Origin of the sequence: Streptomyces sp. WM6378 (assembly GCF_001279695.1) — a bacterium.
In the GTDB taxonomy this organism is placed as follows: Bacteria; Actinomycetota; Actinomycetes; order Streptomycetales; family Streptomycetaceae; genus Streptomyces.
Window position 1 is genome coordinate 82,555 of sequence record NZ_LGDD01000212.1, and the last position, 9,322, is coordinate 91,876.

Here is a 9,322-nt window from a genome sequence, read left to right on the forward strand (position 1 = left end):
CCGGCCACCGGCGGGCGGGTCTCAATACCGGCGGGCGCGGCGGTGCGCGACGTGGTGGACGGCGCACAGGGCCAGGAAGGCCGTCACCGTGATGACGCCGCCGGAGGAGAAGAGCACCGATCCGGAGCCGCCGCCGAGCTGGGCGCCGATGATGAGACCGGCCGCGATGAGCAGCACTAGGACGTCCGTGGTGAGCGCCACGGCGGCCCGCGCCGGGCGGATCGGGCGCTTGGGGGCACGGCGGGTGGCGCGCAGCGCCCCGGCCATCATGAGCAGTCCGAGGACGGCGAGAGCGACGAGTGCGAGCACCGTCACGTTGGCGCCGCCGCCGAACAGGGCGGGCAGGACGCCCACGACGAGGACCGAGCGGCCGACCAGGGTGCACCAGCGGTGCGGGAAGGTCTGGGCGATGCCGTGCTGTGCGGTGCAGCTCATCAGGATCCGACTCCTCGTAAGGGGTGTTCGCGGTGTCCGGGGCGAGTGCCTGCTTCACCCGTCGCCGTTACTCACTAATGTACCCAAGAAGGGTTGTTAAGGCAAGTTACAAGGGTCATTGAAGGCGTGGGAATTCCGGGGTCAGGTGCGAGCGGCCCGGCGGCGGGCGTGCCGCCGGGCCAGCGCCGCTTCAACGGGGCGGGCCCAGTGCGCGGCCGCGACGGCGGCGCAGAGTCGTGCCCACAGCGGCGCGTCCTGGTGCGCCGCGAAGTGCCACGAGGCGTTGAAGAGGAAGGCCGTGGTGCCGAACGCGAGGATGTGAGCGGTGCTGAAGATGCGTTCGTAGAGCATGCGTTGCCCTTCTGGGGGAGTGGTCGCGGAAGTGCGGGGCCGGGCGGCCTCGGCGGGGCCGCCCGGCAGTGGGTTGGGTCAGCAGGGCATCTCACGGTGGCAGGCGTGGCAGCAGCGCCCGCAGCTCGCCTCGCAGTTGATCTGGACTCGCTCGCCGCAGCCTTCGCACGCGATGTCCGCGTCGTCGGGGGCGAAATAGCCGCCGATGCCGCTCCCGTCGGCGCATGCACACAGAGCGGTGGTGGTGCGGGGGGTGGCGGTGAACTGCATCTCGACTCCTCGGAGCGGCGTATCAGTGGTGATCGTCCGGGCGCTTGCTTCGCCCTTTCGGTATTCACTATTGTACCTCAATAGGGAGTGGCAATCAAATTTATAGGGTCGCGGCGGGCCCGGATGGGGTGTCAGCGGCGGTTCAGGGTGATTGCGTCCACGAGGGGCGTCCCGTGCGTCGCGCGGCCGAACCGGGTGACAGTGACCGGTCGTGCCCGGCGGCGCCCCGGCGTGGCGTAGTCGGCGAGCAGCGGCGCGGCGACGGTCGCCACCTCGGTGTCTAAGGGGCCGCCGCTCCAGCTCACCGCCAGCCGCCAGCCGCGCCGGGCCCGTACCGAGAACCGCACCCCGGGGAAGCGCGCGCTGAGCAGTGTGCGCAGATGGGCGGCGGTGCGCGGCAGTGGCAGGACGGGCGGGTAGGTCCGGAACAGCTCATCGGGGTGAAGGTGAGGGACGACCGAGGTGTGCCGGACGTGGACGAGGGGCGCCATGTCGCCGTCGTCGGTGCGCAGTTCGTAGTGCGTGCCGGGAGCGCCGAGGAGCGTCGCGGACATGCAGAGCGAGCAGGCGCAGGGCTGCGCGATCCAGATACGGCGTATCCCGTCGCCCTCGTGCCGTACCCAGGTCCCGGCGGGGAGCCGCAGTGCCAGGTAGCCGGCCTCCTGCGAGCCGCAGGCCGTCGCGGTCATGGTCGCCGTCATGCTCGTGTCCTTCTTCCGCTGTCCGGGAGGTCGTTGGGTGTCGCGGGCCGCTACGCGGACGCGGGCCGCAGCGCGTCGAGCAGGGTCCCGTCGAGGTCGTATCCGACCGCCTCCCGGCCCTGGTACTCGGCGTCGACGACCTCGCGGGGCAGGTCCATGCCGTAGCCGTACGAGGTGACATCCGGGCCGGTCTGCGCCGAGGCGGTCACGTCCAGGAGGGCGCGGAAGGCGGCCCTGGCCTGCTCCAGGGTGAGCGCGTCGCTGTCGATGAGCGTGCGGATCACGGCCTGGCGTTCGATGGCTCGCTGGTCCATGGGGTCCTCCTCAAGGTCGGGGGTGTTCGGGGCTGGGGCGGCCGGTCGGCCGCCCCGGGCGTGGCGGGTCAGACGACCCGCATCCCGAACAGGCGGGGGGTGGTGTCGCGGACGCCGCACCAGTCGTCGGCGCAGTCTGGGCACATCTGGTGGGGGCAGCCGCAGTCGTCGAGTTCGTCGCCGACGTGCCATCCGGCGTCGTGCGCCGCGTCGGTGCCCTCGTCCGCGTCGTCGAGGAAGGCGGAGAGCTTGCCGCACTGGCCGCACTCGATCCGGTCGAAGTCGGTGACCTCAAGCGCGTCGGTGCCGAGGAGGCGGTACGTGGTCTCGGTGAGCATGGCGGTCATGGCGCACTCCTCGCGGCGATGGTTCGTGGTGGCCGGTTGGGTGCTTGCTCACCCGTTCCGACAAACACAAATGTACCCACGGGAGGGTGGAAAGTCAAATTAAAAGGGTCGCTCGCGGGATGGGTCGGGAGATGTGACGACCCTTAAAAATTGACCCATGGTGGTGCATGGGGTACATTAGTGAATGCGAGGTGATGCAAGCACCTCGCACCACCACGACCACCCGGAGACCTACGTGAACGCCCCGCTCCCCACCTCGCTCGAAGACCTCGCAGTCGAGATGACTCGACACGGCTGGGACGTCTCCTGGCAGCGCAATCACGGCGAAGCACGCGTCGAAGGAAGCCTGCGAGGCGGAGCGGCCGCCATGGCCACCGCGCGCTACACACTGGAGAAGGGCTGGGTCACACGCTTCTACGCGATCGAGTCCGTCGAGGACGAAGGCACCCACTGGCTCCGCATCCGGCGCAACGCACTCCTGACGTTCATCTCCACCGACCGCCTCCCCGCCGACGCCCGCCGGTGGATCGTGCGCCACACCAAGTGCCGCTGCCGCAAGCATTCACAGCCGACCCAGTGGCGCGCCCTGCACCTGCTGGCAGGTATCCAACTGGAGCGCCTGAGCACCCGGGGCGTCGAGGAGGAGAAGCGGGTCTACCGCTGCCGCTACGACGCCCGGCGCTGGCACCTCACCTCGCAGGACGAGCGCACCCCGAGCTCCTGGCACGGGACCGCAGCCGCTCTCTGACCGGCCCGGCCCGTCCCGACCGCACCCCGTACACCACAACACCCAGGAGCCCCGCCCCATGTCGAACGACCAGACGCCCCTGAACCTCAACGGCCACGCACTCCTCCCCAAGCACCCGGACGTGATGGTCTTCGCCGAGCCCGACGAGGGCCCCTTCGTGACCGGCCTCCACCGGCGCTGCGCCACCTGCGACGAAAGCCCCAGGTTCGTCCTGCGCGACGGCACCGTCCACGTACAGGACCCGTGCGCCTACCCGATGGGCATCACGACGGAGGTCACCCTCGACGTCCCGTCCGGGAAGCTGATCGTCACCGACGACCTGCGCGACGTCTACAACGTCGACTTCGACGCGGGCGCCTCGTACAACTCCGCCCTTGGCCAGGCCCAGGTCGTCGAGGCGATGGCCGCAATCGGCTGCGCCTTCGGCCCGGTGGGCGACTCCAGCCCCAACCTGTACCGCGACGGGGCGAACAGCTACTTCATTGCCTCCCCGCTGTACGACGACAACGACGTCCCCTCCCTGCTGGAAGAGCAGTGTCTGGCGGAGATCTCCACCGAACTGTGGGCGTACTCGATCGCCGACTTCGAGGACTGGAAGGCCAAGGGCGGCACCCCGGGATCGAAGCTTCTGGGCGAGTACACCGTCGTCGACGTCGCCCCGGGCACCTACAAGTTCACCCTCCACGTCGGCGAGCGGGGCTTTGACAAGTTCGACTTCGACACTGAGCGGGTCTTCACCCACATCGAGCGCGTCGCCCCGCTCCCCTCCTCCTGACACCGAGGCTCGTCCTCGGGCTGGCCCTGACCGCCATCCCAACACCCCTGGAGTTGACCGTGCCTCTGCTGTCCCGGCGCGACTGGCGCTTGTCGATGGTGATCGGACCGAAGCCCGTCCAGGGCCATGGCGAGGGCCTTCGGGGCTTCCTCGTCAACCGGCTCCGTGGCGAACTCAAGGCGATCGTTCGCGTTCCCCTGAAGACGAACCTTGCGACGGCGGAACTCAAGAGGTACTCGGTGCACTGCGAGCCCTGCGGCAAGTGGTTCCCCCTGTCGCAGTGGGGCGAAGAAGTGCAGTGCCCGAAGTGCAAGCGCCTTTACGCCCTCGAAGCGGCCGTGTTCTCCGCCGTGCTGGATACCACCGCCTGATGGGGCCCGGCAGGGGGCCGCGGTTCTCATGCCGTCGTACGTGGTGCCCGCCGCGTCCGCGCCGTTGCTGCCGTGCGGGGTCGCCGCCTCATCAATGCGTCCCTTAAAATTTGACGCACGACTCCTTCTTTGTTAATATATAAGGGTCAGCGGGGGTGATCGCCCTCGCTGGCGCTGGACAGTAAGGAGCGGCCGATCCGCGCTGTCTGGCAGGTCCGTAGCTCATGTCGGTAGAGCGCCCCCCAAGCCGGGGGGAGGTCAGGGGTTCAACTCCCCTCGGATCGCGATGTGCTGGTGTGTGCCCCTCCAGAGGCGTCGTCCCCGTTGAGAGGGCGCGTATCAGCACACAGAACGAACCTGCCCGGTTGATCCCCGGTGCGGGTTGAAGGAGGGAGGACGCTTCCTCTGGGACGGTAGCTCAATTGGCAGAGCAACCCTGCGGGGTTGGATACGGGTTCGAGTCCCGTCCGTTCACGACGTGCCAGCGGAAGGTGATGCTTCCCCCGGCGGATCCGGTCCGCTGGCACGCGTCGCCCGAGGCTCCTGGGGAGGAGCCGACGGCGGCCCCCGCCCCGGCCGGGGAAGGTGACGAGCAAGCCCTCACGGGCCCTACCTGATCCGATCCCCGGCCGACGGCGGGAAATCCACGCCCTCGTGGAGTAGTCCGGATCAACTCACCCCACTCTCCATGGGGAGACCGCGGGTTCAAATCCCGCCGAGGGTACGACGCGCCGGTGCGGCCTTGGGAAAGGGCGCCCCCGGCGCGGCAAGCGGACCCGCTCGGCAGATCACCGGCGCGGGTCGAAGGAGGGGTAGCTCCCCTCTGGAGCTCTGGTGTTGGCAGCACACCCCCGTGTAGGGGGAGGAGCGGGATCAGGCCCCGCAAGCTCGCTGTGCCGTACGTCCGTCCCGGGTCCTGCCCGGGACGGACGTACGGCCGGGAACGGCATCGGACGACCCGCCTGGCCGTCCGCGCCCGGAACACCCTCTGACAGGCCGCTGAGGCCCGGAATCCCCCGCCCTTCCGGCGGTGCGCCCGGGTCGTCCCGTCATGGCGGCACCGGGCCCGGAATGACGCGAGGTGAACGTCTGGTCGTGCTGCTCCCCGCCTCCGGTTCAGCCCGGGGCGGGAGGCAGCCGCTGTTCCTCCTGCTGCGCCGTTCACGGTGCTCAGAGGCGATGGCCCCGCTCGGGGCGCGATCGCCCAACCCCGGCCTGCCGGGGCGGGACATGCGACCCGCGCGGCTCCCCACACCGCGCACCGACTCGCTTCCCGTCCCGGCTAGGCCCGCGGAGCGCCCTCGCCCTCTCAAGGGGGAGACCGCGGGTTCGAGTTCCGCCGGGGTACGCACCACCCGCTCGCTCCTGTCGTTCAACGGAAAGGACGCCGGACTACGGATCCGGAGATCGGGGTTCGAATCCCCGCAGGAGTGCCGCACCGCTGCTGGTGCCGACTTCCGCCTCCGCCCGCCGGGCGGTCGGCCCTTTCGCTACGGACAAGGAAGCAGGACATGGAGCCGACCGACTGGCCTTGCGTTCTCGCACAGTTCACGCCTTCGCTGCGCGTGGAGCGGTTCGACGAGGTGGTGCAGTACGACAACGCGATGACGGCGAAGCCGCCGCAGCGGACGTACGAGAAGGTATGGCAGGGGCAGTGTGGCCCGGACTTCACCGTCGAGGACGGCGAGGACAGCTACCGCGTCCGGCCCGTCCGGCTGCGTGTCCGCTGGTTCCAGGACGGCGATGCCACGCCCCGTTGGAACAGCATCGAGGTAACCGGTCACGAGGTCCTGCTCGACGAGCGCCTGGGGCGCCATCCCGTCAGGGAGATCTGGACGCCCTACCACGCCAACTGGGGGCAGGTTCCCGACTGGTTCCTCCAGTTCGTGAGCGCCAACCTTCCGGCCCCGCGGACTGCCGCGGAGGGCTGACCCGCAACGTGGCCGGGGCCGGTCGCCTTCGCGCGGCGGGCTCGGCCCTTCCTGGCTCCTGTCGTCCATGGGTAAGACACCGGTCTTTCAAGCCGGGAAACGGGGTTCGAGTCCCCGCAGGAGCATCCGCCCGTTCCGTCGCCCTTCGTGAGGAGCGCCCCGTGGTCCGTTACCGCTGCCGACCGAACGTCATGCTCGCCGCGCCGATCGTCACCCTGCCCACCGCGATCGCCCGCCACCTGCGCGCCGACCTCCTCGGCCGTCCGGATCCGTCCTGGCACAGCCTGGCCCACCTGGTCACCGCCCAGCTCTTCCCCGGCAGCGCCTGCCACACCCTGACCTTGCCCCCGCGCGACCTCCAGGACCTGCTGGCCGTCCTGCTCGACTTCTCCATCGACTTCTCCAACGGCACGCTCACACCCGAGACGTGCGGCTTCACCGAAGCCGACATCCATGAGGCCATCGACCTCCACCAGCACCACTACGGCCCGCTCCTGGACTACTGAGCGTCCGCGGCCCCGCCGAGTGCCTGCCGCGCCACGCCCGCGCCGACCGGCCACACCACAACACTCCGGAGATCCCGCATGGAACTGCGCCAGCTCGACGCCCCCGCCGACCCGGGCTTCCGCCTCGACCTCGACGGCACCGCCCGCTTCCTCCACGAGGGCTACACCGTGACGGTCCAGGGGCGCCGCGCCACTGCCGAGGACGCCTGGTGCTACTACGACCCGCTGGACAGCCACGATGTCCTGCTCGCAGGCACCGTGACGCTGGAAGGCGTAGATGCGGGCACGGCCTACGCCATCGGGAACGAGCGTTCCGCTCATAGCCTGCGGCAGGCGCTGGAGGAGGTTCTGCGTGACGCCGTCGACGACGTCCGCCACACCGTAGCCCGCCTGAGCGCGCGCGTGGAGCAGATCGACCACAAGCACCGCGAGCAGCAACCGTAAGCCCTTCACCACCCCGACATTCCAAGGGAGTTGGCAGTCACATGGGAAACGCAGCGAGGCCCGGAACCGTCGTCGTCCGCGAGATCGATCACGACCCGTTCGCGGTAGACGGGGAGCAGTACCTCGTCCGGGAGCTGGTCTGGAACGGCATCGACGGCCGTTCCTACGATCTGGTGCGCCGCCGTGATGACCAGGTGCTGACTGAAGACGAGTCGTTCGACTCCCACCCCACCGACGCGCAGATCGCTGCGGTGCTCGAAGAGCACGGCCTCGACGCCGAGCCGGAGACGTGCGAGAGGCGCCAGAAGGAGAGCCTTGTGGCCACCGCGCACTGGCACGACAACGAGTGGGTGGGCACCTGATGCTGGGACGAGAGGTTGCGCATCGGGCCGAGCCCCTGCCGGGTCGCCGGCGTGCCCGCTGGCCGGCGCCTGGGCCGTGGCGCGCCCCGTTCGAGCCGAGGAGTATGCCCGCCGGCCTGCCGTCAGGGCCCCGCCGCGTCACCTCCCAGCACCTGACCATCGGCCCCGTCCGCGCTCCGTCGCGCCGCCGTCCGTGCTCCCGCCCACTATCGGGGAACAGCATCTGACCGGCCTGGCCCGCGCCTAGTCTTCGAGACGCTCAAAACCTTTACACCGAAAGGCTGTTGAGATACCCATGCCCTCCTCGCCGCCCGCCTTCATTCCGTCGGAGGCCCAACAAGAGATCGACTGGCTGACTACACACACAGGCGTGAGGCCCACCGTGACACGGGAGACGGGAGTCATCCGGATCACACACGGTCATGAGCGGCTGCGTGTTGAGACCGTGTTCCGTCGACGGGCCAAGGGCTGGAAGCGGGCATCCTCGACGCTGTATCAGGACGGGGAGAGGCGGCCGACCGTCTCCTCGTGGGAGGCGTACGCCGAGCTCTTCCAGGAACTCGCAGGCGAGCAGCCGGCACGCCTGGAGCCGGAAGAAGTAGCGACACTGAAGCCCGCTGAACTGCAGTCGCCCCACCTCGTTCCCGAAGACAGCAAGGTACCGATTCAGGTGCGGCAACAGACGGAAGGGCTCCGCCGGGCGCTGAGCGCCAAGGAACCGGCTCCGGTGATCACGTTGGGCCTCGACGACCGAGGACGATACGTGATCGAGGTGAAGTCACCGAAGGCGACCATGCAGGTCTTCTTCGACACAGGACGGCGCAGCGGCGCTCGTTTCGCGACTCTGGCGCTGGACGACCCCATCCGGTTGGTCACCGCAGACGGGACCGACCACACGAAGGAGATCGACGGCAAGCTGGAAGAAGCTCTGTCTCGGCTTGCGCAGGCTGATCACCCCGAGGTCGAGGAGGCCGAAGGGACGAAAGGCGCGTCGCAGTCCGCGCGAGCCGGTGGGCCGCAGTCCCGCAAGGGAACGGTGCTCAGGCTGTAGCGCTGCGCGTACCCAGTGACTGCTCGCACTCGCGCCGGGTGCCCGGCTGGCTCCGGGTTCCCGTCGCGGCCCTGTCCCGCCGTCGGCCGCTCGACGTCTTTCCCGCCGTCCCGTGCGGTCCGTCGCCGCCGCCCGCCGGCTCTGTGGCCTCGGGCCGTGCTGTCCCGCCCGCCCGTCGCTCGCGCCGGTGTTCCTTTTGTCGAGATGCTGCTCGCGGCCCCGGCCGCTGCTTGCTGCTTGCCGTCTGCTGCTTTGAAGGCCTGCGTGGGGCGTGTCCGGAGGGCTATCCGTTCCAGGGGAGGTCGTCGTCGCCGGTGTTCTCGAAGAGCCGGTGGAACAGGTCCATGCGGCCCGTGGCGTGTTTGGCCGCTCCGTATGCCTCGGTCGCGATGCCGATGCGGCGCATCGCGTTGTCGTCGACGAGGGCGTCGGTGAAGGCGGTCCCGGGCGGGAAGATCCGGTCGGCGTCCTTGTCCTCTTGGCGTAGCCGGGCGAGGTTGGCGTCCTGGATGCGGGCGGCCGCGGCTTCGTGGGTCAGCTCGGCGGCGTCCCGGGCCGGGTCCGGCCGGTGCCGGTCGTGGGGGGTGTTCACCGGGTCACGGTAGCGGCTGGCCCACCCGTCCGCGGCCCCTCGTGCCGAGGCCGGCGTCCCCGCCCGCTCCCACGGCTCCGTTGCGCCCGCCCACCGGCCCGGCCCGCGGCGTCCCCTCCCGCCC

At 69.8% G+C, this 9,322-nt stretch carries 15 protein-coding genes and 5 tRNA genes; 13 read left to right on the top strand and 7 right to left on the bottom strand.

Annotated features, from left to right (window positions below; genetic code table 11):
- Positions 1-21 precede the first annotated feature (21 nt).
- The 6 genes from ADK54_RS44915 to ADK54_RS17665 all read right to left on the bottom strand — a co-directional run bounded on the left by ADK54_RS44915 (position 22) and on the right by ADK54_RS17665 (position 2,418).
- A complete protein-coding gene (locus ADK54_RS44915) occupies positions 22-435 on the bottom strand; it encodes a hypothetical protein (protein ID WP_053726605.1) in 414 nt (137 codons plus the stop codon).
- 141 nt (positions 436-576) lie between these two features.
- Positions 577-786: a hypothetical protein gene (locus tag ADK54_RS17645; protein ID WP_053726606.1), complete on the bottom strand. Its 210-nt coding sequence runs from the start codon at positions 784-786 to the stop codon at positions 577-579.
- A gap of 78 nt (positions 787-864) precedes the next feature.
- Positions 865-1,056 carry a hypothetical protein gene (locus tag ADK54_RS17650; RefSeq protein WP_053726607.1) on the bottom strand — a complete coding sequence of 64 codons (192 nt, stop codon included), beginning with the start codon at positions 1,054-1,056 and terminating at the stop codon, positions 865-867.
- 131 nt (positions 1,057-1,187) lie between these two features.
- The gene (locus ADK54_RS17655) at positions 1,188-1,757 is read right to left on the bottom strand and encodes an LPD29 domain-containing protein (RefSeq protein WP_053726608.1); all 570 of its coding nucleotides are present in this window, start codon (positions 1,755-1,757) and stop codon (positions 1,188-1,190) included.
- A gap of 50 nt (positions 1,758-1,807) precedes the next feature.
- On the bottom strand, positions 1,808-2,071 hold the full coding sequence (locus tag ADK54_RS17660; protein WP_053726609.1) for a hypothetical protein: 264 nt from the start codon (positions 2,069-2,071) through the stop codon (positions 1,808-1,810).
- A gap of 68 nt (positions 2,072-2,139) precedes the next feature.
- Positions 2,140-2,418 carry a hypothetical protein gene (locus ADK54_RS17665; protein ID WP_234392114.1) on the bottom strand — a complete coding sequence of 93 codons (279 nt, stop codon included), beginning with the start codon at positions 2,416-2,418 and terminating at the stop codon, positions 2,140-2,142.
- Between the two features lie 184 nt (positions 2,419-2,602).
- Between ADK54_RS17665 and ADK54_RS17670 the strand changes: the two genes are divergently transcribed.
- From ADK54_RS17670 to ADK54_RS17730, 13 genes are all read left to right on the top strand, one after another.
- Positions 2,603-3,166: a hypothetical protein gene (locus tag ADK54_RS17670; protein ID WP_159047812.1), complete on the top strand. Its 564-nt coding sequence runs from the start codon at positions 2,603-2,605 to the stop codon at positions 3,164-3,166.
- A 58-nt stretch (positions 3,167-3,224) separates the two neighbouring features.
- The gene (locus tag ADK54_RS17675; protein ID WP_053726611.1) at positions 3,225-3,941 is read left to right on the top strand and encodes a hypothetical protein; all 717 of its coding nucleotides are present in this window, start codon (positions 3,225-3,227) and stop codon (positions 3,939-3,941) included.
- 59 nt (positions 3,942-4,000) lie between these two features.
- Positions 4,001-4,312, top strand: a complete 312-nt coding sequence (locus ADK54_RS17680) for a hypothetical protein (RefSeq protein ID WP_053726612.1) — start codon at positions 4,001-4,003, stop codon at positions 4,310-4,312.
- Positions 4,313-4,521: 209 nt separating this feature from the next.
- Positions 4,522-4,598: transfer RNA gene (locus ADK54_RS17685), tRNA-Ala, on the top strand.
- A gap of 121 nt (positions 4,599-4,719) precedes the next feature.
- A tRNA-OTHER gene (locus ADK54_RS17690) sits at positions 4,720-4,788 on the top strand.
- A gap of 172 nt (positions 4,789-4,960) precedes the next feature.
- Positions 4,961-5,036: transfer RNA gene (locus ADK54_RS17695), tRNA-Glu, on the top strand.
- A gap of 637 nt (positions 5,037-5,673) precedes the next feature.
- Positions 5,674-5,745 (top strand) — tRNA-Arg (locus ADK54_RS17700).
- Between the two features lie 78 nt (positions 5,746-5,823).
- Positions 5,824-6,243 (top strand): hypothetical protein, encoded by a 420-nt coding sequence (locus tag ADK54_RS17705; protein WP_053726613.1) that lies wholly within the window; start codon positions 5,824-5,826, stop codon positions 6,241-6,243.
- A gap of 54 nt (positions 6,244-6,297) precedes the next feature.
- A tRNA-Glu gene (locus ADK54_RS17710) sits at positions 6,298-6,368 on the top strand.
- Between the two features lie 36 nt (positions 6,369-6,404).
- Positions 6,405-6,749 carry a hypothetical protein gene (locus ADK54_RS17715; RefSeq protein WP_053726614.1) on the top strand — a complete coding sequence of 115 codons (345 nt, stop codon included), beginning with the start codon at positions 6,405-6,407 and terminating at the stop codon, positions 6,747-6,749.
- 78 nt (positions 6,750-6,827) lie between these two features.
- Positions 6,828-7,193: a hypothetical protein gene (locus ADK54_RS17720; protein WP_053726615.1), complete on the top strand. Its 366-nt coding sequence runs from the start codon at positions 6,828-6,830 to the stop codon at positions 7,191-7,193.
- A 41-nt stretch (positions 7,194-7,234) separates the two neighbouring features.
- A complete protein-coding gene (locus tag ADK54_RS17725; RefSeq protein WP_053726616.1) occupies positions 7,235-7,555 on the top strand; it encodes a hypothetical protein in 321 nt (106 codons plus the stop codon).
- A 370-nt stretch (positions 7,556-7,925) separates the two neighbouring features.
- Positions 7,926-8,606: a hypothetical protein gene (locus tag ADK54_RS17730; protein WP_159047813.1), complete on the top strand. Its 681-nt coding sequence runs from the start codon at positions 7,926-7,928 to the stop codon at positions 8,604-8,606.
- A gap of 283 nt (positions 8,607-8,889) precedes the next feature.
- On the opposite strand, the gene ADK54_RS17735 is transcribed toward ADK54_RS17730, so the two are convergent.
- Entirely contained in the window at positions 8,890-9,198 is a 309-nt protein-coding gene (locus ADK54_RS17735; protein WP_053726618.1) for a hypothetical protein, read from the bottom strand.
- Positions 9,199-9,322 lie beyond the last annotated feature (124 nt).

What these genes read in the sequence shown, in the direction of transcription:
- ADK54_RS44915 (WP_053726605.1), bottom strand. Translation starts at nt 435, where the DNA reads ATGAGCTGCACCGCACAGCACGGCATCGCCCAGACCTTCCCGCACCGC.
- ADK54_RS17645 (WP_053726606.1), bottom strand. Translation starts at nt 786, where the DNA reads ATGCTCTACGAACGCATCTTCAGCACCGCTCACATCCTCGCGTTCGGC.
- ADK54_RS17650 (WP_053726607.1), bottom strand. Translation starts at nt 1,056, where the DNA reads ATGCAGTTCACCGCCACCCCCCGCACCACCACCGCTCTGTGTGCATGC.
- ADK54_RS17655 (WP_053726608.1), bottom strand. Translation starts at nt 1,757, where the DNA reads ATGACGGCGACCATGACCGCGACGGCCTGCGGCTCGCAGGAGGCCGGC.
- ADK54_RS17660 (WP_053726609.1), bottom strand. Translation starts at nt 2,071, where the DNA reads ATGGACCAGCGAGCCATCGAACGCCAGGCCGTGATCCGCACGCTCATC.
- ADK54_RS17665 (WP_234392114.1), bottom strand. Translation starts at nt 2,418, where the DNA reads ATGACCGCCATGCTCACCGAGACCACGTACCGCCTCCTCGGCACCGAC.
- ADK54_RS17670 (WP_159047812.1), top strand. Translation starts at nt 2,603, where the DNA reads ATGCGAGGTGATGCAAGCACCTCGCACCACCACGACCACCCGGAGACC.
- ADK54_RS17675 (WP_053726611.1), top strand. Translation starts at nt 3,225, where the DNA reads ATGTCGAACGACCAGACGCCCCTGAACCTCAACGGCCACGCACTCCTC.
- ADK54_RS17705 (WP_053726613.1), top strand. Translation starts at nt 5,824, where the DNA reads ATGGAGCCGACCGACTGGCCTTGCGTTCTCGCACAGTTCACGCCTTCG.
- ADK54_RS17720 (WP_053726615.1), top strand. Translation starts at nt 6,828, where the DNA reads ATGGAACTGCGCCAGCTCGACGCCCCCGCCGACCCGGGCTTCCGCCTC.
- ADK54_RS17725 (WP_053726616.1), top strand. Translation starts at nt 7,235, where the DNA reads ATGGGAAACGCAGCGAGGCCCGGAACCGTCGTCGTCCGCGAGATCGAT.